The organism is Psychromonas sp. MB-3u-54 (assembly GCF_002836415.1).
In the GTDB taxonomy this organism is placed as follows: domain Bacteria; phylum Pseudomonadota; class Gammaproteobacteria; order Enterobacterales; family Psychromonadaceae; genus Psychromonas.
In genome coordinates this window covers 17167-40176 of record NZ_PJBP01000117.1, presented here as the reverse complement: position 1 = coordinate 40176, position 23010 = coordinate 17167, and the positions used below count along the sequence as shown (strand labels likewise).

Here is a 23010-nt window from a genome sequence, read left to right as displayed (position 1 = left end):
CCTAAGCCCAAGACAACCAAAAAACACCAAGTTTAATTGAAACAATGAGATAAGTGTTCTAAAAAAATAGATGTAACCGTTTTTTTGGGATTCCAAATCCGTATGTTGGGAGTTCGAATCTCTTCACCCTGCCAAACATTATATGAAGCCTCGACTTATGTCGGGGCTTTGTTTTTTTCAGGTTATATTTTAAATTGGAAAAGTTAGCGGTAATATCCCTTAATCTAACAACCCCTTATTCCCCTTGTTTTATGTTTTACATATTCACCTTTGCTGTACAACATAACCATCACTCAACTTACTGTCTTTATGAGGATTATCTGTACTGATTGTGCGTTGGTTTTGGAATTTATAGTCGTGAATATAATGCTGAATTAAGCTGAAAAACATTGACTGTCCAGCCTTTCATCAGCGACTGTTTCTGCTGGAAGCTAGTGTTATGCTTTGTTGTCATCAGCCCTCGTGCGTAGTGGTTCAGGAGACAGATAGCTCGATAGCCGAAAATGCCGTCATCACCAAGACCATTAGCTTGCTGAGTGCTTCGCAGGGCATTCAAATACTGATCATCCAGATCAACGATTGGTTGCCCGATTTCAATCAGCCATTTTTTGTCCGTTGTGACATCCATGTCCATTTCTTGAAGGTATAGCTTGGAGAGTTTGACCACCCTCTAGTTCCGTTTGTCTTTCGGCAGGCTGCACAGCAACTTCTGGTATCCGTCGATCAGTTCATCCCGTGTGGCATTTAGACGATTATTTAGATCTTTAACGCTGATGGCCGCAGCATCTAAGGTTTGTGAAACCGAGTTGATTTTTTCTATGGCTACTCTAGGTCTTTAAAGTTATTTCCCGAATATAGGGAATCAGAATAGCAAGGAGTGCAAATGCGAACCAGAGAAGGGCTTTATGATGAGCTTGGGAGATAAAGGCCGTTTTAAAAACAGAAGCGAGCCCAATGATGACAGCGATGCCCGCAAGACTGTAGGAGATGTATTCCAGTGTAAGTTATTCCTGTTCTCTGAATTCACTATGCTTCTTTAGCCCAAGCCGCAGTAAGAGGCTGGCTGTGAGAGTGTGAGGCTTGTGGCATTCAGCCACAAATCAAACGCTGCGGAGGCCTGTTCCACTCGACTGCGCAGATGGTAAGGCTTTCTTGTGCGCTGCCCGATGATACTGACAGTACAAGATGAAGAACAATTGGACCCTAGCTGGCAGTAAAGGCTAATGCTGCTTTCTTCTTCCGGAAAAGAGCCATATACCCAACAGACCGAAACCCAACAATATGGAAACATTAGGCTCAGGAACCGTCCAATAATAAGTTATTTTCTTAATGTCGGTTGGATCGGCCTTAAAAGTAAACTTAAAAGTTGCTGTGCCATCGATGGGAATACGATTTTTAATACCACCTACGAAATCTACCGATAACCTAGCATCTCTGGCATTACCGGCTGTCCCCTGAAAATCCCACGTATAACCCCAACCAGCTGTATTCATTGCGGTTAGAGGCCCTGAAAAAGCACTGGATTTATCGAATATAATGTTCACATGGAAATCATTCGCGAAATTACCGCTGTCATTCGTGACGTCGAAGGTTTTAGTGATGTCAATCAAAGTTGCGTTTACCTGCAATGACCATACCAGTATGAATATTCCTACAATAAATGTACGCATGTTACTCATCTCCTTCCATTAACAAAAAATAGGAACTGACTGCGTTTAGTGACATTCTTTGAAGATCAAAACGTCAACAGGAACGCATTGTTAGCCCTTTTACTTGGCAGACTTAATTGTGATGGCTGTAATAATACTCCACACCCAATTGAAGAATATTACAAACACAGGTGTCATTAGTCCAAGCTCTATTCCTGCAATGCCTTTGTCTGTCTGAGAGGGGAAAACCATAAATGGCATAACGGCGGTTGGAAATAGACTTAAGGTTGTTCCCTTAAGAAGTCGCCTTGAGTGCAGCATGGGTAGAATGAAAAGAAATTCTCAGATACCGCCATGCAGGGCTTAAAGAGGGCGCAATTGAAACACCCAATGCCGAAGTGAAACCAAGCTGTCCAAATTGCCAAACAGCTATGCTGTTGACTAGTGCTCCCAAGCAACCCGCTGTAAAGAAGAATAATAGTTTTTTCATGATCATCCCCAGTGTCGACTAACAGCGTATTAGTCCGCATTCTTACTAATAAAAATTTAAAATTTTCTTGATTATTAAAGGATAGATTATAACAAGTATAAAAACAGTTGTGCAGCATACATATTCGCTTGTAAATTAAATTTTTGTCTTGGGGAAATGACGAATTTACATTTATAGAAGTCTCTATAAATGTAAATTAAACATAAGTTAAAGTATGTGAAATTTGTGCATTAAGTATTCATCTAATGTGCAGTGAAAGTAGAAAAGCACCGTCAGAAAATGCCAGTCGGTGACTTGGGTACAAAGATTAAAGCGGATTTTCAACCTTGACATTGAAACGTGCAAGGATCGCGGCGGGGCAAAATAATGACCAGTATTACAGGGCTAAAATAGGCGGTTTAAATCAACATTTTTTTTGGTAAAGCTTTTCGTCTTTTCCTATACTTATAACTGTCTATCATTTCGTAACACCCTGCAAAAAAGGCAGTGGTGTCCCATTTAGAAAACACCCTATGAATAGGAGTATATGAGTATGTTTCATTTATATCTTTCAGGACTTAGGTTGGTCGCTATTACATTCTTAAGTCTTATTGCAAGTACGTCCTGGGCAGCATTGACGACTGTTGAGGTTGCTAAGATTCTCTCCAGTGATGGCGGTGCGTATGATTATTTTGGTTACTCGGTCGCATTGTCCGGGAATACCGCTGTTATTGGTGCCGGTGTTTCATATACTGTTCCGGCTTCTGGCTCGGGTGCCGCTTATGTGTATACCCGTAACGGCACCTTCTGGAGCGAACAGGCCAAACTGACCGCCAGTGATGCCAGTACCGCTGATGAGTTTGGCAGTTCAGTGACGATAGATGGCGATACTATAGTCGTTGGTGCGAGAGGTGCGGATGGTGTGGTCGCTGATTCTGGCGCTGCTTATGTTTTTACACGAAGCGGCAGCTCCTGGAGTGAACAGGCCAAACTGACCGCCAGTGATGGTGCACTGAATGATTCTTTCAGCTGGTCGATAGCAATCTATGGCGATACCGTGGCGGTCGGCGCCTGGCGCGATGATGATGATGGCGCTGACTCTGGTTCGGTCTACATCTACACCCGCAGTGGAACCACTTGGAACGAGCAGGCTAAGCTCAGGGACAGTGGTGGTTTAACAAATGACAGGTTCGGTTGGGCGGTGGATCTATTCGATGATAGCGTATTGATCGGTACAGTTTACGATGATGACAACGGCAATCGTTCAGGCAGCGCCTTTGTGTTTACGCGCAGCGGCACCACTTGGATCGAACAGGCCAAACTCCAGCCTGATGATCCAAAAAGCCTTCATTTCTTTGGGATATCAGTTGCGTTATCTGCTGATACGGCGCTAATTGGAGCGAATGGTGATGCTGACAAGGGTCTGGAAGCCGGTGCGGCCTACGTATTTGTGCGCAGCGGCACACTCTGGAGCCAGCAAGCAAAACTCATCGGCAGTGATGTCGAAACAGATGATGAGTCTGGTTACTCGGTCGCGCTGTCTGGCGATACCGCGCTTCTTAGCGCCGTACGTGATGATGATAACGGCACTGACTCTGGCGCGGTTTACATATTCGCCCGTAATGGGACGACCTGGAGTGAGGAAGCGAAAATCAAACCAGGTGACGGTGTTTACCGTGATTTCTTTGGTTGGTCAATGGGGCTGTCCGGCGATAGCGCACTGATTGCAGCACATCTTGAGGATGACAATGGCGCTGATGCAGGTGCGGTCTACGTGTACACCGGGGTGACTGGTAATGAGGCGCCCGTGGCAGAGGCAGGGCTTAATCAGTCCATTCATGTCGGGCAGAATGTAGCCCTTGACGGTAGTGGCTCTACAGACGATAAAACAGCATCGGAAGACCTTTTATACGATTGGACCTTTGATGCGAAACCGCCGGGCAGCACTGTTGTGCTGACCAATGCCGATACAGTGACCCCCAGTTTTGTTGTGGACTTACCGGGCGACTATCTGATCAGTCTTGTGGTGACGGATCAAGGCGCACTGTCCAGCCTTCCTGATCTGATCACCGTTTCTTCATTAAACACGCCACCTATGGCAAATGCCGGCGTTGATCGGGGAAGTTATGTAGGCGAAACCGTGGTGCTGGATGGCTCGGCCAGCGTTGATACTGACTCTGATGCACTGACCTTTCTGTGGACTCTGACCGTTCCTGCCGGGAGCAGCGCAACCCTCAGTAACTATGCTGGCGTGACCCCGGAGTTTATACCGGATCTTGCCGGTGCCTATACGGCACAGCTTGTAGTCAACGATGGTTATGCCGACTCCACGCCGGACGAGGTAAATATTGCTGTTATCACCTCGGAACAATATGTGCAGCAACAGGCGATGGAATCGTTAAATATTATGACTATGCTGCCACCGGACAGTGTCACAACCAGTGGTAACCAGACTGCAATGGAAAATTTTCTGTTGCAGGCGATTGATAGTCTGCAAAAGTCAAAAGCTGATAAGGCCCGGCAGCAACTTGAAAAGGCCATAGCCCGTACCGACGGTTGCGCGCTTCGGAGTTCGCCCGACACTGTTGGTGGCGCAACTAAGGACTATATCACCAACTGCGTGGATCAAAACAAAATCTATCCCCTGCTGGTGGGGGCGCTGGCGCAGCTTTGATGAGATGGTTAACAGGCTCTGGAATATGATGTTAGGTCTACGTTGTCAGAAAGAAGGATGGCAACGCGTTTTTCTAGCATTAGTGAGAGCAATCTATCATCTCCCCGTTCTTTTTATAAGGAGCGGGGATATCTATTCTATGCTGATGCTTTAATCCGTTGGCTGTTCAGCCTTTCTTATTGTCGTATGGGACGAGAGGGAGGATCAATGCCTAGTTGATATCTGTAACCGCATTACCATGGGTGAAAAACACAGATATTTACCAAGTAGAATAACAAATTTCGAGAAGGTTTTGCTGTGCTCGAAGCGCCATGAGATGAATCAACTTTGATAATTTTGGCGGGGCCTTTGTGCTTTCTAGCTCAAGCGCAACCCAGTTTTTTTTAGCCTAAAGCCGAAACCGAAGGCTCGGAGAGGGGGGCTGCAGCAACAATCCTGAGATAGCCACTGATTCAGTCCGCACGCAGTGTCACCTCAATAATCTCTCCCGGTTGCCACAGTCGCATCTGAGGTCCCCACAGGCCGGTGCCGCGGCTGACGATAAGGCTCATCTTGCCGATCTGATACCGCCCGTTGAGGTAGGGATAGTATTGTTTGACCAGCAGGCCAAAGGGCCAGATTTGGCCTCCGTGGGTGTGGCCTGATAACATCAGCCCGACACCCGCGTTCTCGGCCTGTTTCACCTGCAGGGGGGAATGTGACAGTAGTACCACGGCTTCCTTATGATGCCCTTCGAGTAATGATGAGACTCAGTCTTCGTTACCCTCATTGAGGTGATTTCTGGACAAATTATCCACACCTGCCAGCAGCAGTCCGGGGGCGACCTCCTGCCCGCGGTTGCGCAGCCACTCGACCCCGGCCTCTTCGCTGATTGCGAGAACTGCGCTACTGTCACCGTGGAATTCGTGATTACCGGTGACGGCGTAGACTCCCATAGGCGCTTTCAGGCGCGCAAAGACAGATCGCAGGTCAGAATCCACTCTGCCATGTCCCTCAAAAAGATCACCCAACAGAACGATTAGATCCGGCTTGAGTCCTGCAACCTGAGCGACGCGCGCATTGAACCACTGTGCCCCTAACTGACTACCGAAATGCAGATCAGATAGCACCACAATACGGGTAGCGTCGAGCGGCGCGGACAGTGTGGGCAGGGTCACTTCGTAGCGGCTAACGACCGGCGCACCCATGCCCTGCACTAGTGATAGGGTAATAATCAGCACCGAGAGCAGAAGGGCACTGCTGCGAAGCTGATTAATATAGGGTTTTGCCCAGAGACCGAAACCGCTCAGCAGTTCAAGTATAAGCTGGATAGTGGTGGCAATAAACAGCGCCCCCAGCCTGCGACGGAGGTGAACGGACTTAAAGTAGTTGAGTGAAGCAATGCGCCAGGTGAGGTAACCATGCATCAGGGTCGCAATCAGGTTAGAATAAGCGTAAATCCAAACATAACTTCTCCTGTCAGGTCGGGCCTATGATCAACAGCTGAACGACGTCAGACCCCGTGAGCTTGCGCAGGAACTGGATACTGTGGTGTTGATATGTCCATTATAGTACAGCAAATGGCAAATTAGCAGACTCTACAAATGCCCCTGCTAAGTCTTTTTTGTCCTGTTCAATATTAATGTTTAGCTGTTCAATGTATGATCTTGCCTTTAATTTAATGATTAAAAGGTATGGATGTCCTGCCTTTTCTTTGTCAGGAAACATAATGACCGCTGATTTTATTGGTATTGATTTTGGTACAAGTAATTGTGCCGTAGCAGCTTGGCTTAATAACAAACCGACACTGATTGTTGTCGATAAAGAGAGTGAGAACCCGTTTAAGATCCGCTCTGCAATCTATTTGACCCATAATAAATCGGGGGCGGTGAGTAATAATGCAAAAACCAATGAGCAGACCTTAAATGAGATGTTAAATTCTGGCGATATCTTGTTTGGTGAACAAGGTTTTAAAACCTTTTTATTGACCCCCGATGAAGGAAGATATGTTAATAGCCCAAAGAATTTTCTTGGCGCTAAAATTCCAAAACGTTTATTAGATAACTTTGAACTATTGGTCATTCGCTTTCTATCTTATCTTAAGCAGTGTGCTGAAAAACAGCTAAATACCACTATTAATAAAGCGGTTATAGCCCGTCCGGTCAACTACCACTCCACTATGGGTGAGCTTGGAAACCAACAAGCTGAAGCGCTAATGTTACGCGCAGCAACCAAAGCGGGTTTTGCACAGGTTGACTTTATTCATGAGCCCCTTGCTGCAGCTTATCACTTTGAACAACAAATTAAGAAACCGACTAAGGCGATGGTAGTCGATTTAGGAGGGGGTACCTCCGATGTTACTTTTTGTTTATTAAGTGAAGATAAAGCGGATAACCTTGAACGGGATGCTGATATTTATGCCACTAAAGGGATCCGCCAGGGCGGCATTGTGAGTGATAAATATTTAGCAAGCAGCATAGTATCGCCTTTGTTTGGTCGGGGAGGGCGCACAGCAGGTGGCCGTTCAATTCCAAATATGTTGTATTTTGGCGTTTATGCGATCGATAATATTCCCGAGATGAGTGATTTTTATTCCCCTGCTCGTGCTAAATCGATCTCTGAATATATTTTTGACAGTGAAGATCCTGCTCCACTGATGCGTTTACAGCAGGTGCAAAAGCAAAGGCTTACTCATCAATTGATGCATGCCATTGAGCTTGCAAAGATCGATTTAAGTGACCAGCAACAAACAGATTTACCGTTAGCTTTTATAGACAAATCATTGGATGTGACAATCAAACGTGATCAGGTTGCACAGACCATGACAAAATGGTTAGAAAAGATGTTTGTCATGATTGACGGCGCAGTTGATGAGGCACAGCTGCAACCGGAAATTATCTATTTAACCGGTGGTATGGGGTTATCTCCACTGGTGCAGCAAGCGATTAAAGCGCGTTATCCACAGGTCAATATCACCGTTGCCGATGCCTTTAGTTCCGTCGTTTTAGGCGCGTTATTAAAAGCTAAACGTCTATTTTCTTGAGCGGTAATAATCACAAGATGATTCCAATCAGGGTTTAAACTAACCAGATCTGGTCAGTTTAAACCCTGATTGTCTTAGTGGTGCGGGCCCTGTTTGACAAAGCGGGCAAATTCGTCTGCCGGAATAGCTTTACTAAAATAATAACCCTGTATTTCATTACAGTCGTGCAGGCGGAGAAATTCCAGCTGTTCGGCTGTTTCAACCCCTTCCGCAATAGTCTGCATGCCGAGATTTTTAGCCATATCAATAATTGCGTGTACCATCGCTCTGTCATCGGAATCCTTGGCAAGGTTACAAATAAACGACTGGTCGATTTTAAGTTTATAAACCTTAAACTGCTTGAGGTAGCTCAGGGAAGAGTAACCCGTACCAAAGTCATCAATCGACATGCGAATACCCTGTGCGTTAAATTGATTCATAATGTTAACTGCCTGTTGTGGATCCTCCATGGTAATAGCTTCGGTGAGTTCCAGTTCCAGATATTGATGTGCGAGTTGTGCTTCATCGAGCATACCAATAATCATTTTGATAAGATTGACTTGTTTAAATTGCAGGGCAGACAGATTGACAGCGACAACCATTGGCGCGAGTCCTTCACCTTGCCAGACCTTCATTTGATTAATGGCGGTACGTAATACCCACTCTCCAATCGCTACAATCTGCCCGCTGCTTTCAGCAATGGGAATGAATTCACCGGGAGATATTGCTCCCAGCTCCGGATGGTTCCAACGCAGTAGTGCTTCGGCACCTATAATATGACCATTCACTGCTGAAACCTGTGGTTGGTAGTGTACTTGCATTTCATTACGCTGCAGAGCATGTCTCATTGCATTGACTATTTTTAACTTACGTTGTAAATGAACCTGCATCTCGTCGGTGAAAAAGTGGAAAGTGTTACGACTGTATTTTTTTGCCTGAGACATGGCGGTATCGGCATTTTTGATCAAGATTTCAAACTCTTCGCCATCATTCGGATAGATGGCAATACCTATAGTGGGCGTGATAAACAGTTCGTGGTGTTCAAAAACAGCGGGCTTTGAAACGGTTTCAATCAGTTTTGTAGCAATAGTCATTGCTCTTTCTGCATCGGTATTAGGGAAAATTAAAATAAATTCATCGCTGCCAACCCGTGATACAAGGTCGACCTCGCGGATGGCAGATTTTAGTCGCTTTGCTATTTTGATAAGCAGCTGATCACCGATCGTATGTCCTAAGGTATCATTGACATTTTTAAAATGGTCAAGGTCTAAAAACATCATAGTTAAGGATTCTTTTTTACGCTTTGCAAGCGTAAAAAGGTAGGTTATTTGATTCTTGAGCATAAAACGATTCGGCAACCCCGTAAGTTGATCAAAGTTTGCCAGAGACTGGAGGTGAGCTTCAGCAAGTTTTCCTTCAGTAATATCCTGAATAGTCCCTTTCATCAAAACAGGGGAGCCTTGAACATTGAACTCAAGCTCGCCTAAGCAATGTAACCAACGCTCAGCTTGACTGTTGGGGCATTGAATTCGATACTCTTGATCAAAGGGTTTTTTCTGATTAAGGACATCTTCTTTGAAATAATGATCCATTCGACTGCGATCATCCGGATGGATTAACTGCTGCCAGCCTTCCATGGTACGTTGGTAATCGGCATCGATACCAAGCAAATTATCTAATATTTCAGAACTGGACCATTTGTTATTGCGCAAATCGAAAAGGTAGCTTCCCAAACGTGCAATTCGCTGTGATTCCCTAAGAGAGCGTTCACTTTCTTCAATTGCCTTTTTGGCAGTGTTGCGTTCAGTAATATCTTCTGAAATGCCAAGCAGGAATTTGGGATTGTTATGCTGATCGGTGATGGTTATTTTTTTTGTGTACAGAGTACGGGTTCCAAGGGGGGTATCTATGGTTTCCTCGGGGATTTCAAGCAGCGTTCTTTGCTTTATCGTCTCGCGATCTTTAGCGGTGAAAAAATCGGCTTGTTCTTTTGAAAAAAAATCATAATCACTTTTCCCTAAAAGCGTTTCACGACTGTGCCCGAATAATTTTTCAGTGAATTTATTGATACGTGTAAAGCGTAATTCTTTGGCGTCTTTCATAAAAACAGCAATCGGAATATTCTCTATTATATTGTCGAGTAAGCGGTTTTTCTCGCTAAGTTCAGTCTTTGCCAGCTCTAGATTGTGGTAGGGTCTTGCAATGACCGTAATAAAAATGGCCCGGTAAATAAATATATAGGCAATAACCTTATAGAGATGACCCGATATATTGTAAATATCCGTTAAATCGGCGTATAGGGTGAAAAAGAACTCACTCATCGCTATAATACACAGGCCTGCAAGCAGGGATGATGCGTGATAGGTCTGGGGCTGGCGCATTTTATACAGCAGCAGCAATACCGTTATCAAGGTGAAACCGATAATAATATATTCAGTATTTATTTTAAGGGCGGAGAGTCCCGCTTCCGGGGTAAAGAATAGACCTGAAAGAAGGTCAGGATTCATTAGAATCAGCCAGTGTACCATTCCCGTTGCTACCAGTATGATGGATAAAATCAGATAGCGGGGAAACCTAAAAGACAATGAACGGATTGGTAATGTGACGAATAAAAATAACCCGACAGTCGAGAGTATTCTCGCCGCAAGCCAAAATCCTATGGTTTTATCAGGGCCGCTTGGCGTCACATAATAAGGCATGCCAGTATAGGAGAGTATATGAGAGAAATCGAGTATGCCGACGCCCAAAAATACAGCAGCAAGCAATATTATGTTGCCGGGTAAGTTGCGCTTTCTGCCTGACCAGCCAACTGCAAATATTAATGCTGCGACGATAATGGAAATAGTTTCAAGTGCTGTGTGTAATGGCAGGTAGTCTTGCCAGCCTCCATTTTGAATCAAAGGTTGCAGAAAAATAGCCGTGACAAGCCCTGCCGCCATTAAGCCCGTAAAGAAAATTGCCTTACTGAATGATGGCGAGTGACTGGGGTGAATATATGTAAAGTGCTTACACAGTGATGACAATATTCTGCTAAACAATGTTAAATCCTCGTAATCTAAGGCTTTTAAGCGATTGGTTCTAAAGCGCTATATTTAATGTCATAAAATAGATTTTTTGTATTGTATAAAAGATTCTAGCACATGAAAATAGTTAAGTGTTAGTCATAATCAGGGGTCTTGAGCCTGTCAATTAAATGCTAATCTACTTCCCTTAAGTCTACAACTCATCCTTAATTACTGCGCGGCAAAATTCAGCGGTTCATGACAGTTTTTTTAATAGAAATTTTGCAGAGTGTTATATGTATACCAAAAATATAAAAACATCTAGATGCTTAACAGATTTATCGGGTAATTTATTTTCTGGCTAAAAACACCTGACAATAGTGCAGACTGACAATTGTTTGGCAGTCACTGCCCGATGTTCAGCAACGATTTTAAAGATCAATTGCCGGCCACAGGTATTGATCTGATTGTCGTTTCTGGCGATAGCGAGGCACAGCGAGAAAGTCATCTGAAAGAGCTGTCGGTTAATTTTCCATTAGCCTAGGGTTTCGCAGATGAAATCACTCGGGCTGTATATGTCAGATGCAATAAATTGATCATCCTTTTGCTGAGCCTGGGCTTTTTGAGATTACTGCTAGGGCACTATTCAGGTTGTTGATATTGCAAACAACGCCTTTGTGATACCTGAATGATAGACATTGGTAAAGGGTTTGGTATGGAATAATAACCAGCCTATAGGGGGCAATATCATGAACAAAGACCGGACTTAAGTTCAGCCGGCTCAGGCTGCAGAATAATCTAACGCGTTGAACAATAAAATATTGGCTGAGGCTTCGAAGGTTTAAGTCTTTTATGACAGAAAAAATATTGACAGTGCCTCAGCAGAAAAACGTGTCTATGGCCGCGAACGTAAAAAACAATTGGTCGCTGACCATAGGTGGATGATAAAATCAGAAAAATATGGATAATGTTATGGAAGCGTCAAGTGCAACTGTAAGCCTGGTATTATTTCACCGCGGCGCTGCTCGCTGACAGAGGCTAAAAATAACCGATTTGATTAACGCCGGTTATAACCAAGATCAAGTGCTTTAAGTACTTAGAGGACTGGCTGCAAAGCTTATTTCAAACTTCACCAATGCGTCTTGATACTGGCCGATCAAGCGGCTTAGTTGGACTCATCCTGCGTAACTAAAATAATAGTAGAAGACATAAAGGTTAAATATTATGACTAAAGTAAGAACCAAAATTTCGCTGAAAATAGGCGCTAATAGCCGAATTCCAGCTCAGATAGCATCGTTTAACCACTTAATGTCCGATAAAGAGCATATCGCTATTATTTTTGGAAAAGCAGATGAGTGCTCAACATCGCCGCTGGTGCGTATTCATTCCGAATGTTTAACGGGCGATGTTTTTCATTCATCACGTTGTGATTGCGGTGAACAATTGAATGAAGCCATCGAGCTGATGGAAAAAGAAGGCGGAATTATTATTTATCTGCGTCAGGAAGGACGGGGAATCGGATTATATAACAAAATTGATGCTTATAAACTTCAGTCTGAAGGTATGGACACCTATCAAGCTAATAACCAGTTAGGTTTTGATAATGACCTTCGAGATTTTACTGAAGCGGGACAAATGCTCGAGGCGCTAAATATAAAAAAACTACAGCTATTAACCAATAACCCGCTAAAAGTTAAAGCGTTACGGAATTACGGAATGACGGTTGAGCAGGTGATCAGTACTTCGACATTTCTTAAGAGCGATAACGAATCCTATTTAAGAGCTAAGGCAAAAAATGCCGGCCATAATATCCGTTTTCCGTTTTAGGTTAAGGCTGCGGGAAATAAAATGCGATTTTTTCAGGTTGATACCCATATTACTTCAAAATGCTTGCACCCGGTAGGGCAATGCAAATTGTGCCAATCTGCATTGTTATAAAATCGCTATGTAGAATAACGATACTTCAATTTTATGCCTAGTATCTCAGCACAATTTTGCTTGCTGACTTTGCATCTTGAAGTAACATGGGTATATATTCAAATAATCAGCGCATTATTTATCTGAAGTCAAAAGACAACCAGCCCGGTAGTCACTCGACTGGTTTTATAATTAATGACTTAAAAACACATTGCTTTTTAATGCCTGTATTTTTTCCACAAACCACGCCAGTGCATTGCCTTTATTATCTTTACGCCATGCAATACACAAATCATGGTTTCTATTTTCAGGTTTTTCCACGGTTAATGCCACCAGCTGACCCATCTGTAATTCTTGCTGGATGCGATGAACAGGTAAATAACCCACCCCTAAGCCAAGTAACTGCACCTCTATTTTTTTATCAACACTGGGGACGGTAATACGTGCCTGACCATCGAGTAAACCCGCTGAACGTGCTGCGAGATCTCTTGAACTGTCCGCGACCACCACGGCAGGGTGTTGTTTAATTATTTTACTGTTTAAAGGTTGTGTCTCCTGACAAAGCGGGTGGTTTTTCGCCACGGCAAAAACAAACTCAATATCCCCTATCCCATAAGTATTAAAACGGTTGTCACGCACAGCGCCCGTTGCACCAATAATAAGGTCGCAGCGCCCGGCACCAAGGGCATCCCAGGTGCCGCCAAAGACTTCTTCAGACACTTTAATATTAATCCACGGGTGCAGCGCTTGAAATTGTGCAATAAGCGCATAGACAGGTTGAAAGCGTAAAATACTGTCGATACCAATGCGCAGCTCCAATTCCCAGCCGCTAGCAGACTGTTTTGCCATATGGGTGAGTTCATCGGTTGCCTGTAAAATAAGGCGACCTTGTTCAACAATGAATTTGCCCACGGCGGTTAACTCCGCCTTACGTTTGCTGCGATCAAAGAGCGCAATATTCAAATCTTCTTCAAGCTTACTGACGGTATAGGAGATAGCAGAAGGAACTCGAAACAATTCATCGGCTGCGCCGGCAAAACTATTCTTGCGTTCAATCGCATCAAGTACCTTTAATGCATCGAGCGTGATCGGTGAATTCATTACTTCAATCCTTTTGAACTGATAGTTCAATTATTACCGTTATTAATCGTTAGTGGCATTAAATATAATAGCTTCAACCTTCAAAAACAATGAACCTTACAAATAAAAGCTGGAGAATAAAATGTTTAAATCATTACTTAAAAAATTAACCGCCTCTAATCCGAGCTGGTCAACATTAGCGCTGAGGATACCCATCGGCATTACTTTTATGGCACATGGCGGCCAAAAATTATTTGCCTGGTTTGGCGGATATGGCCTGGAGGGTACGGGTCAGTGGATGGCATCGATTGGCATTGAACCCGGCTACCAAATGGCGCTAATGGCAGGCAGTGCAGAGTTTTTTGGCGGTATCGCATTGCTGCTTGGTTTATTGGTACGCCCCGCGGCTTTGATGCTTAGTATTACTATGCTGGTGGCCATCTTTAGCGTGCATTTCAGCAATGGATTATTTATGAGTAACAACGGCTATGAATTTGCGCTTGCTCTGTTGGCGGCATCTGCATCCTTAATGCTCAGTGGTGCAGGCAAATTGTCTGTAGATAACTTATTAAGACAACGCTGCAGTTAATTGGCCTAAGCCGGTTTTAGCCCGTAGAGAATGAACAATCAAGTTTACCTTAGAGGGGGCAATATGACAGCAAGCCATCAAAAAATCAGTGCATCGGAATTATACTATTTACCGAGCAGCGCGATGCATCCGGCCAACACACGTTTTCATTTTTCATTTGCTAATTACTACGACCCGACAAGAATGAGCTTTGGCGCACTGCGTGTTTTAAACGACGATGATGTTACCCCGCACAGTGGATTCGGCCGTCATCCGCACCGTGATATGGAGATTGTCAGTTACATCGTTAAAGGTAAATTAACCCATTGGGACAGTGTCACTAAGAGCGATGAGACTATTGGCCGTGGCCATGTTCAGGCTATTTCAGCGGGTTCGGGTATATGGCATTCGGAGCTTAATAAGCAGGATGACTGGTGTCGATTTTTACAAATTTGGATCATGCCACCGAAAACGGGAGGGCCCGTTCGTTATAATCACCAACAATTTGAGTTAAAAGACAGAGAAAACAAGTTATTACATATTGTCGGCAATCCAAAAAATAAAGATAGCTCTCCTTTATATATCAATTCAGATGTTAATTTGTATGTATCTGAACTAAGCGATTCACGCGCTATTGTCGAATTTGAATTAAAACCGGACAGGCAGGCTTATACCCATGATACTTCAAGATGCAAAGTCAGCAAGGAAAATTGTGCCGAGATGCTAGGCATAAAATTGAAGGTTAGTTATTCTACATAGAGATTTTATAACAACGCAGATTGGTACAATTTTCCTTGCCCTACGGGGCGCTAGCTCGAAAACCAGCGCTGCGTTGCACCAATCGAAAAGGGAATAACCATTACCTCATGTTGCGTCTTGCTCTGATCGAAGAGCTTGCGCCTGATAAAGCATCTTGAAGTAACATGGGTATATATTAATTGTATTGAAGGCAGCCTGCGTATTGAAGGTTACCCGTCACTTAGTGAACGGGACTCTCTGGAACTAAGTGCTGCCGGAAAAATTAATTTTTCGCTGCAGGGATCTTATGCGCATTTCATCATCATTGAAATGAAAAGTGATAGCAATGGTAAGTCATTGAAATGAAAAAAATGCCTAACATCAAAAAATCGTCGATCAATTTTTCACTTTACAGGAAATTATAATGTCTAAATCATTAACCAGTACCGCGCTAGAGCAAATCTTTTTCAACGCCCGTACTTTTAATAAATTCACTCCGGAAGCCATTACCGATGAGATACTTGTGCAGCTATACGATTTGATGAAATGGGGACCAACATCAATGAACTGCCAGCCGGGACATTTTGTTTTTGTTAAAAGCTCGAAGGCTAAGCAACGTTTAAATGCAACGCTTATGGCGGGTAATCAGGAAAAAACATTGGCGGCCCCGGTCACTGTTATTATTGCCGCAGATACTCAGTTTTTTAATAACCTGCCGGCGCAGTTCCCAGCAATGCCAAATGCCAAAGAGATGTTTGCGAGCAATGCCGCTTTTAGTCAGGCAACAGCAAATAGAAACAGCAGCATGCAAGGCGCTTACTTCATTATTGCGGCGCGAATGTTAGGTTTAGATTGCGGTCCAATGAGTGGTTTTGATAATGATGCTGTCGATACGGAATTTTTCCCCGAGGGGCGCTATAAATCTAACTTTTTAATTAACCTTGGTTATGGTGATAGCACCGGTAATCATTCACGCGGACCACGGCTTACATTTGATCAAGCTGCCAGTATCGTTTAACAACGCTTTAATATTTACTCAAGACAAGACCAAAGAGGTACTTAAAATGAAATCAGTAAAATCCACTTGGAATAGCAGTATCGATAAGGGTGAATATCGCCGCAAAGATTCACAATTTAGAAATTGGATCACCCCCGACGGCAGTGCCGGTATAACGGGTTGTGGCGGATTTGCAGCTGAAGCGGGGCGTTATCATTTGTACGTCTCTCTGGCTTGTCCCTGGGCTCATCGTGCCTTGATTTTTAGACAGCTTAAGGGGCTTGAAAAGATTATCACCGTCAGTGTGGTTCATCCTGAGATGTTTGAAAACGGCTGGTCTTTTAAACATGATAAAGCATCACAAGCATTATATGGCACAACCGGTGACGATTTATATGGCGGTGAATATTTGTCTGAAAAATATTTTGCACAAGCGCCCGACTATACGGGTGTTATCAGTGTGCCTTTATTATGGGACAAACAACAAAAAGTGATTGTAAATAATGAGTCCTCGGAAATTATTCGCATGTTCAATTCGGCTTTTAACCAAATTACCGCGAATGAGTTAGATTTTTACCCTGAGCATTTGCAAGATCAAATTGACCAGGTCAATGAGCTGGTTTATCACAATATTAATAATGGTGTTTATAAAACCGGTTTTGCCACTAATCAGCAAGCCTATGACAATAATGCCAAAGACTTATTTTCAGCGTTACAGCAACTTGATAACAAGCTCGCCACACAACGTTATTTAACTGGGAATGAACTTACCGAAGCCGATTGGCGCTTGTGGCCGACATTAGTGCGTTTTGACGCGGTTTATCATACCCACTTTAAATGTAACTTAAATTTGATCAAAGAGTTTACCCACTTATACGGATATATGTTGGAGCTGTATCAAATGCCTAAGATAGCTGAAACGGTCAATATGGCGCATATTAAACGTCATTATTATGCCAGTCATGTGGCGATTAATCCCTACGGCATTGTACCTTTAGGGCACCGGCAGGACTGGTCAGCGCCCCATAACAGAGATCGTTTGTTTAACTGATTTGCTGTTTTAACTGTATTTTTGTGCCCTAAAACATATTGGCGATATTTTTTGAATATCGCCTTTCTGTTTGATTAAGCCGCTTTTATCTTAAGGGCTTGAACTTCAGCTTTCTTGTCTAATGCGCCGCTAAAGCGGGTTAACAGCAGCGCAAATAGCACCACCAGCGCGCCAATCCAGGGTGTATTCATAAGTCCTGCTTGTGCAACTATTAAGCCGCCTCCCCAGGCGCCCAGTGCAATACCTATATTAAAGGCAGCGATATTAAGGCCGGAGGCAACATCAACCGCATCAGGTGTGTGTATTTCTGCAAGCTTTACGACATAAACCTGCAGACCGGGCACATTACCGAAGGCAAATGCGCCCCAAACTAGAATAGTGGCTACCGCCGCAATGGGGTTAACCGCGGTAAAGCTGAACACCAGCAGCACCGCGGCAAGGCCGGTGAAAATAATGGTTAGCGCTTTAATCGGCCCCATTTTATCAGCCATTTTCCCGCCCCAGATATTACCTACCGCAACGGATACCCCATAAACCAGCATAATCAGCCCGATAGCGCTTGAATCAAAGCCAGAAATTTGTTCCAGAATAGGGGCCAAATAGGTAAATGCAATAAAGGATCCGCCGTAACCAATCGCTGTAATTGCGTATACCAATAATAAACGCGGCTTCGAGAGTACCTTAAATTGCGCTGAAATCTTGGTCGCTGGTGCCTGCTTTAAGTTATTCGGTACTAATAGCGCGCTGCCGATAAATGCAATTAAGCCGAGTAACGCCACTGCTAAGAAGGTTGCCTGCCAGCCGAATGTTTGGCCGATATAGGTTCCCAGCGGAACGCCCGTTACCAGTGCGACGGTTAATCCCGTAAACATAATAGCAATCGCACTGGCCGCCTTATCTTTGGAGACTAAACCCGTGGCAATAGTGGTGCCTATTGAAAAGAACACCCCATGGGCTAAACCCGTCAGGATACGGGCTGTGATCAGCGTTTCATATCCGGGCGCTTGCCACGCGAGTATGTTACCCGCGACAAAAAGCGCCATCACACCAAGCAATACATGCTTGCGGTTCCAGCTTCCCGTTAGTGCGGTTAAAACAGGTGCACCAATGGCAACACCCACTGCATACAAACTGACTAACAGCCCGGCTGAAGGCAGTGAGACGCTTAAATCTTGCGCCATAGTGGGAATTAATCCGACAATGACAAATTCGGTCGTTCCGATGGCAAAGGCGCTGAGCGTCAATGCAAGTAATGCTAAGGGCATTATTTTTCCTTGTTTTTCTGTTTTTATAGTGGAACACAATCTGTGTTTTCGTTTGCTGCGCGCATTATTGTTGATTCTTAAGTTGTGAAAAACCGTGTTATTAACAAATCACTTTTGTTAATATTGCAAAAATAATTATTGAGGTTGAAAGGATAATTGAATGCTGACTCGTTCCGATGATTTAGAAATCCTGCTTAGCGTTATCGACAGTGGGGGATTTTCTGCTGCGGCTGATAGCTTGGATATTCAAGTGGCCAGAGTGTCTCGCGCCGTAAGCAAGGTTGAAAAACAGCTGGGTGTCACTATTTTAAACCGCACCACAAGACGGATCGGGCTTACGGATGAAGGGCGGCAGTTTGTGGAGTCCGTTCGAGCGGGTTTGCTGCATATTAACAAGGCCGAAGAGCAGCTTATTTCCCGTGGAGAATTACCCGCGGGCAGATTGCGCATTGATGCGGCAAGCCCCTTTGTATTTCATCAACTTGTACCACTTATTCAGCCTTTTAAAAAAGCCTTCCCTGATATTCAGCTGGAACTTACCTCTAATGAAGGTTTTGTGGATCTATTGGAGAAAAGAACCGATCTGGCAATTCGCATTGGTAAATTAAGTGATTCCACTTTACATGCCCGCCCGTTAGGAAAAAGTTTGCTGTATATGCTGGCGTCTCCTGAGTATTTGGCGAAAAGAGGTCTGCCAAAACAACCGGGCGACTTATTCGGCCATAATCTGATTGGTTTTACGGGGGCAAAAGTATTAAACCGCTGGCCATTAGCCGGGATTGATTATATTGAACCGAATTTGACCGCCAGCAACGGTGAAACCGTGCGTCAACTGACACTTGCTGGAAATGGCATTGCCTGCTTATCCGGCTTTATGGTCAATGAAGATATTGCGGCCGGGAGACTCATTCCGCTATTAGAGCAACAAAAATTGACCAATACAGGTCGCGAGCAGATTAATGCTGTATTTTATAAATCTTCTTCTGTCACTCGGCGTATATCGGCATTTATTGATTTTATTCAGCCAAGGCTGTCTTTGTAATAGACATTTTATTGCCACAGATATTACAACTTACGCTCTTAGCCTAGATTAATTGCCTGAATTAATTGTGTCGATTAATTTAGTTATTACGGTCTCCTTAGACTAATTAATAGGCGCTATAATATCAGCCTAACAAATCCTGTCGTCACGCTGCGCTAACAAGAATTTACTGTGCACGGGAATAAGGAATACTGTTTTTGGGAGCATTCCCATTTTGTGACCACCTTCTCGTAATAGAACGCTTTGCATTTAATTTTCTTTTGTTTGCGTTATTATACTCGCAATTGGGAGCGATCCCATAAAGTATTTATAACCGAAGGGATAATGAAATGAGTAAAATTGATCAGAAACAAGTTGAACGTTTAGTTGAACTTGTCGGGGGGAAGGGCAACATAGCCAGTGTTAGCCATTGCTTAACACGTTTACGTTTTGCCTTAAGCGATCCTGAATTGGCAAACGTGAAAGAGATTGAAAAGATTCCCATGGTAAAAGGGGCGTTTACTACTGCGGGGCAGTTTCAGATAGTGATTGGCACTGAAGTTGATGACGTCTATAAAATATTAACCAAAATAACAGGTGGCGGCGGGGCCGATAAAGAAGCGACTAAGGTAGCTGCAAGGCAGAATATGAATTTTCTGGAGCGTGGTATCTCGCATATGGCGGAAATTTTTGTTCCGTTGCTCCCGGCTATTATTACCGGTGGTTTGATTCTCGGATTCCGAAATGTGATCGGTGATATTCCGATGTTCGAAGGTAAAACCCTGGTTGAAACGAGTCAGTTTTGGGCAGGGGTTCACTCCTTCCTGTGGTTACTTGGCGAGGCTATCTTCCACTTCCTGCCCGTTGGTGTCTGTTGGGCTACGGTAAAAAAATTAGGCGGCACGCCTATTCTAGGTATTGTCTTGGGTATCACGCTGGTTTCACCACAATTAATGAATGCTTACGGCATTGGTTCGGGTACGCCGGAGGTTTGGGACTTTGGTTTCTTTGTGATGGAAAAAGTTGGCTATCAGGCGCAAGTTATTCCCGCTATTTTAGCCGGTCTTGCTTTAGCGATGATTGAAACAAATTTGAAACGTATTATTCCTGCCTATTTATACCTGGTTATTGTGCCCTTTGTTTCACTTCTGGTGGCTGTTGTTTTGGCGCATTCGATCATAGGTCCCATCGGACGTGAAATTGGTAATGCTGTCGGTTATGCCGCTAAGGTTGCCATGACCGGTGATTTTGCGGTGCTCGGTTCGATGGTTTTTGGTTTCTTTTACGCACCTTTAGTGATTACCGGTATTCATCACACCACCAATGCGGTTGATTTACAGTTAATGCAGGATATTGGCGGAACACCCATCTGGCCGCTGATTGCCTTATCTAATATTGCACAAGCGTCAGCTGTGGTGGGTATTATCTGGATCAGTAAAAAACATAATGAACGTGAGATTTCTATACCCGCTGCCATCTCGGCATTTTTAGGGGTGACTGAACCCGCTATGTACGGGATTAACCTGAAATATAAATTCCCAATGTTATGCGCGATGATCGGCTCTGCTGTTGCTGCCGGTATTTGTGGTATTGCAGGTGTAATGGCAAACGGAATTGGTGTCGGTGGATTGCCGGGTATTCTATCCATTCAGCCGCAGTATTGGGGTGTTTATGCACTGGCTATGCTTGCTGCAATAGTGGTACCTATTGCTTTAACACTGATACTTTACAAACGTGCAGAGAAAAAAGGGGATCTTGACGAAGATCAGCCTGAACCTGCATTAGCCACTCATTAACAGACTGCTAAAAAAAAATATTAACCGTTGAGTTTACTCAACGGTTTTCTCAATTAAAGAGGTTTAAGAGTTAATAGATATGAATAATATAGAAAGAGAATGGTGGCGTACTGCGACGATTTATCAGATTTATCCTAAAAGTTTTTGTGACAGTGGTAATAAAGGGACGGGGGATATTAAAGGGATAATCTCTAAATTGGATTATCTTGAAAATTTGGGTATTGATGCCATTTGGCTTACCCCTATTTATGCATCTCCGATGATTGATAATGGTTATGATATATCTGATTATTACACTATTAATCCTGATTTTGGTTGTATGGCGGATTTTGAGCAGTTGCTGGAAAGCGCTCATCAGCGAGGCATCCGCATTATTTTAGATATTGTGGTTAACCATACTTCAACGGAGCATCAATGGTTCCAATCGGCTTTGGGTGATAAGGAAAGCGAATATCGGGATTATTATATCTGGAGAGATCCAGTTAAGGGTCAGGCGCCGAACAATTGGGTTTCAAAATTTGGCGGTAATGCCTGGCAGTTAGATGAAAAAACTAACCAATACTACCTGCACCTTTTTGCCAAAGAGCAGGCTGATTTAAACTGGGAAAATCCCAAAGTTCGCGATCAAGTTAAAAATATAATCGATTTTTGGGCTGCAAAAGGGGTTGATGGTTTTCGTCTTGATGTGATTAACTTAATCTCTAAACAGCAGGATTATCAGAACGATTATCAGGGCGACGGACGCCGTTTCTACACCGATGGACCGCGCGTGCATCAATACCTTCGCGAATTAAGTGATGCTGTGTTTAATCAATATGGCTCAGTCACGGTCGGCGAGATGTCTTCTACTTCACTCGAACAGTGCCAGCAATATTCAGCCCTTGATGGCAAAGAGTTATCTATGGTGTTCAATTTTCACCATTTAAAAGTCGATTATGTCAACGGTGAGAAATGGACGCAGGCACCTTTTGATTTTATACAACTGAAAACTATTTTTAATCATTGGCAGCAGGGCATGTTCGGCAAAGGGTGGTCTGCACTATTTTGGTGTAACCATGATCAGCCGCGGATCGTTAGCCGTTTAGGTAATGATCAGCAGTATCGTATTGAATCCGCCAAAATGCTGGCAACCTCACTGCATATGATGCAGGGCACACCTTATATTTATCAGGGTGAAGAGATTGCAATGACCAACCCGGGTTATACGTCAGTTGAACAATACCGCGATCTTGAAAGTCTTAATATGTACAATATTATGCTTAATCAGCAGGGGAAAAGTGAGCAGCAGGTGCTGGCTATTCTTGCTCAGAAATCGCGCGATAATTCGCGCACGCCCATTCAGTGGAACAGTGAACCGCATGCGGGTTTTACAAAAGGAGTACCCTGGCTGGATGTGGCAAAAAATTACAAGCAGATTAATGTCGAGCAGGCGCTTAGTGATCCAAATTCGGTTTTTTATTATTACCAGCGCTTAATCGCACTGCGAAAAGAAGTGAAGGTGATAACAACCGGGGATTATACCGACCTGATGCCCGAACATTCACAACTGTTTTGTTATCAACGGTGCAGCGACGAGCAAACGCTTATCTGTATCAATAACTATTACGGGGAGTCGCTTGAATATGAATTGCCAATGCATCTGGAACTTCATAAAGGACAATATATTATCGGAAATTATCCTGGATTATTAACCCTTCAGCCAACCCGAACTGTAAGATTAAAACCCTATGAATGCCGAGTATTGCTGATTAACCATCATTAATTTAAGGTTTTACAGGGAGT

At 43.8% G+C, this 23010-nt stretch carries 20 protein-coding genes; 12 read left to right on the top strand and 8 right to left on the bottom strand.

Going from position 1 to position 23010, the window contains the following annotated elements; translation table 11 throughout:
• Positions 1–349: 349 nt before the first annotated feature.
• The 3 genes from CXF72_RS06790 to CXF72_RS19550 form a co-directional block, all read right to left on the bottom strand.
• Positions 350–628: a hypothetical protein gene (locus CXF72_RS06790; RefSeq protein ID WP_157823206.1), complete on the bottom strand. Its 279-nt coding sequence runs from the start codon at positions 626–628 to the stop codon at positions 350–352.
• A gap of 592 nt (positions 629–1220) precedes the next feature.
• Positions 1221–1670 carry a PEP-CTERM sorting domain-containing protein gene (locus CXF72_RS06785; protein WP_157823205.1) on the bottom strand — a complete coding sequence of 150 codons (450 nt, stop codon included), beginning with the start codon at positions 1668–1670 and terminating at the stop codon, positions 1221–1223.
• A gap of 274 nt (positions 1671–1944) precedes the next feature.
• Complete coding sequence (locus tag CXF72_RS19550) at positions 1945–2139, bottom strand: hypothetical protein (RefSeq protein WP_198552529.1); 195 nt, start codon at positions 2137–2139, stop codon at positions 1945–1947.
• Between the two features lie 532 nt (positions 2140–2671).
• On the opposite strand from CXF72_RS19550, the gene CXF72_RS06775 reads away from it, so the two are divergent.
• Positions 2672–4792: an FG-GAP repeat protein gene (locus CXF72_RS06775; RefSeq protein ID WP_198552528.1), complete on the top strand. Its 2121-nt coding sequence runs from the start codon at positions 2672–2674 to the stop codon at positions 4790–4792.
• Between the two features lie 749 nt (positions 4793–5541).
• On the opposite strand, the gene CXF72_RS06765 is transcribed toward CXF72_RS06775, so the two are convergent.
• The gene (locus CXF72_RS06765; protein ID WP_101037982.1) at positions 5542–6198 is read right to left on the bottom strand and encodes a metallophosphoesterase; all 657 of its coding nucleotides are present in this window, start codon (positions 6196–6198) and stop codon (positions 5542–5544) included.
• A gap of 139 nt (positions 6199–6337) precedes the next feature.
• Positions 6338–6499, bottom strand: a complete 162-nt coding sequence (locus tag CXF72_RS19285) for a hypothetical protein (RefSeq protein ID WP_157823204.1) — start codon at positions 6497–6499, stop codon at positions 6338–6340.
• A gap of 1 nt (position 6500) precedes the next feature.
• On the opposite strand from CXF72_RS19285, the gene yegD reads away from it, so the two are divergent.
• Complete coding sequence (gene yegD / locus CXF72_RS06760; protein ID WP_101037980.1) at positions 6501–7814, top strand: molecular chaperone; 1314 nt, start codon at positions 6501–6503, stop codon at positions 7812–7814.
• Between the two features lie 74 nt (positions 7815–7888).
• On the opposite strand, the gene CXF72_RS06755 is transcribed toward yegD, so the two are convergent.
• Positions 7889–10831, bottom strand: coding sequence for a bifunctional diguanylate cyclase/phosphodiesterase (locus CXF72_RS06755; protein WP_101037978.1), 2943 nt, complete (start codon positions 10829–10831; stop codon positions 7889–7891).
• Positions 10832–11210: 379 nt separating this feature from the next.
• Between CXF72_RS06755 and CXF72_RS19995 the strand changes: the two genes are divergently transcribed.
• A complete protein-coding gene (locus CXF72_RS19995) occupies positions 11211–11339 on the top strand; it encodes a hypothetical protein (protein ID WP_269801156.1) in 129 nt (42 codons plus the stop codon).
• Positions 11340–12019: 680 nt separating this feature from the next.
• Positions 12020–12622 carry a GTP cyclohydrolase II gene (gene ribA / locus CXF72_RS06750; protein ID WP_101037976.1) on the top strand — a complete coding sequence of 201 codons (603 nt, stop codon included), beginning with the start codon at positions 12020–12022 and terminating at the stop codon, positions 12620–12622.
• Positions 12623–12904: 282 nt separating this feature from the next.
• Here ribA and CXF72_RS06745 read toward each other — a convergent pair whose 3' ends face one another.
• The gene (locus CXF72_RS06745; RefSeq protein WP_101037974.1) at positions 12905–13813 is read right to left on the bottom strand and encodes a LysR substrate-binding domain-containing protein; all 909 of its coding nucleotides are present in this window, start codon (positions 13811–13813) and stop codon (positions 12905–12907) included.
• A gap of 121 nt (positions 13814–13934) precedes the next feature.
• Here CXF72_RS06745 and CXF72_RS06740 point away from each other — a divergent pair, with 121 nt between their 5' ends.
• The 5 genes from CXF72_RS06740 to CXF72_RS06720 all read left to right on the top strand — a co-directional run bounded on the left by CXF72_RS06740 (position 13935) and on the right by CXF72_RS06720 (position 17146).
• On the top strand, positions 13935–14381 hold the full coding sequence (locus CXF72_RS06740; RefSeq protein ID WP_101037972.1) for a DoxX family protein: 447 nt from the start codon (positions 13935–13937) through the stop codon (positions 14379–14381).
• Between the two features lie 63 nt (positions 14382–14444).
• A complete protein-coding gene (locus CXF72_RS06735; protein ID WP_101037970.1) occupies positions 14445–15119 on the top strand; it encodes a pirin family protein in 675 nt (224 codons plus the stop codon).
• 135 nt (positions 15120–15254) lie between these two features.
• Positions 15255–15464 (top strand): hypothetical protein, encoded by a 210-nt coding sequence (locus CXF72_RS06730; RefSeq protein WP_198552527.1) that lies wholly within the window; start codon positions 15255–15257, stop codon positions 15462–15464.
• 58 nt (positions 15465–15522) lie between these two features.
• Entirely contained in the window at positions 15523–16116 is a 594-nt protein-coding gene (locus CXF72_RS06725) for a malonic semialdehyde reductase (protein WP_101037968.1), read from the top strand.
• 46 nt (positions 16117–16162) lie between these two features.
• Positions 16163–17146, top strand: a complete 984-nt coding sequence (locus CXF72_RS06720; RefSeq protein WP_101037966.1) for a glutathione S-transferase family protein — start codon at positions 16163–16165, stop codon at positions 17144–17146.
• A 74-nt stretch (positions 17147–17220) separates the two neighbouring features.
• On the opposite strand, the gene CXF72_RS06715 is transcribed toward CXF72_RS06720, so the two are convergent.
• Positions 17221–18411: an MFS transporter gene (locus tag CXF72_RS06715; protein WP_101037964.1), complete on the bottom strand. Its 1191-nt coding sequence runs from the start codon at positions 18409–18411 to the stop codon at positions 17221–17223.
• Between the two features lie 160 nt (positions 18412–18571).
• Between CXF72_RS06715 and CXF72_RS06710 the strand changes: the two genes are divergently transcribed.
• From CXF72_RS06710 to treC, 3 genes are all read left to right on the top strand, one after another.
• Entirely contained in the window at positions 18572–19453 is an 882-nt protein-coding gene (locus CXF72_RS06710) for a LysR family transcriptional regulator (protein ID WP_101037962.1), read from the top strand.
• A 329-nt stretch (positions 19454–19782) separates the two neighbouring features.
• A complete protein-coding gene (treB, locus tag CXF72_RS06705; protein WP_101037960.1) occupies positions 19783–21228 on the top strand; it encodes a PTS trehalose transporter subunit IIBC in 1446 nt (481 codons plus the stop codon).
• Between the two features lie 79 nt (positions 21229–21307).
• Positions 21308–22990: an alpha,alpha-phosphotrehalase gene (gene treC, locus CXF72_RS06700; RefSeq protein WP_101037958.1), complete on the top strand. Its 1683-nt coding sequence runs from the start codon at positions 21308–21310 to the stop codon at positions 22988–22990.
• Positions 22991–23010: the final 20 nt, after the last annotated feature.

Bases quoted from the DNA above. Each gene is read 5' to 3' on its own strand.
- CXF72_RS06790 (WP_157823206.1), bottom strand. From the start codon at position 628: ATGGATGTCACAACGGACAAAAAATGGCTGATTGAAATCGGGCAACCA.
- CXF72_RS06785 (WP_157823205.1), bottom strand. From the start codon at position 1,670: ATGCGTACATTTATTGTAGGAATATTCATACTGGTATGGTCATTGCAG.
- CXF72_RS19550 (WP_198552529.1), bottom strand. From the start codon at position 2,139: ATGAAAAAACTATTATTCTTCTTTACAGCGGGTTGCTTGGGAGCACTA.
- CXF72_RS06775 (WP_198552528.1), top strand. From the start codon at position 2,672: ATGTTTCATTTATATCTTTCAGGACTTAGGTTGGTCGCTATTACATTC.
- CXF72_RS06765 (WP_101037982.1), bottom strand. From the start codon at position 6,198: ATGCATGGTTACCTCACCTGGCGCATTGCTTCACTCAACTACTTTAAG.
- CXF72_RS19285 (WP_157823204.1), bottom strand. From the start codon at position 6,499: ATGTTTCCTGACAAAGAAAAGGCAGGACATCCATACCTTTTAATCATT.
- yegD (WP_101037980.1), top strand. From the start codon at position 6,501: ATGACCGCTGATTTTATTGGTATTGATTTTGGTACAAGTAATTGTGCC.
- CXF72_RS19995 (WP_269801156.1), top strand. From the start codon at position 11,211: ATGTTCAGCAACGATTTTAAAGATCAATTGCCGGCCACAGGTATTGAT.
- ribA (WP_101037976.1), top strand. From the start codon at position 12,020: ATGACTAAAGTAAGAACCAAAATTTCGCTGAAAATAGGCGCTAATAGC.
- CXF72_RS06745 (WP_101037974.1), bottom strand. From the start codon at position 13,813: ATGAATTCACCGATCACGCTCGATGCATTAAAGGTACTTGATGCGATT.
- CXF72_RS06740 (WP_101037972.1), top strand. From the start codon at position 13,935: ATGTTTAAATCATTACTTAAAAAATTAACCGCCTCTAATCCGAGCTGG.
- CXF72_RS06735 (WP_101037970.1), top strand. From the start codon at position 14,445: ATGACAGCAAGCCATCAAAAAATCAGTGCATCGGAATTATACTATTTA.
- CXF72_RS06725 (WP_101037968.1), top strand. From the start codon at position 15,523: ATGTCTAAATCATTAACCAGTACCGCGCTAGAGCAAATCTTTTTCAAC.
- CXF72_RS06720 (WP_101037966.1), top strand. From the start codon at position 16,163: ATGAAATCAGTAAAATCCACTTGGAATAGCAGTATCGATAAGGGTGAA.
- CXF72_RS06715 (WP_101037964.1), bottom strand. From the start codon at position 18,411: ATGCCCTTAGCATTACTTGCATTGACGCTCAGCGCCTTTGCCATCGGA.
- CXF72_RS06710 (WP_101037962.1), top strand. From the start codon at position 18,572: ATGCTGACTCGTTCCGATGATTTAGAAATCCTGCTTAGCGTTATCGAC.
- treB (WP_101037960.1), top strand. From the start codon at position 19,783: ATGAGTAAAATTGATCAGAAACAAGTTGAACGTTTAGTTGAACTTGTC.
- treC (WP_101037958.1), top strand. From the start codon at position 21,308: ATGAATAATATAGAAAGAGAATGGTGGCGTACTGCGACGATTTATCAG.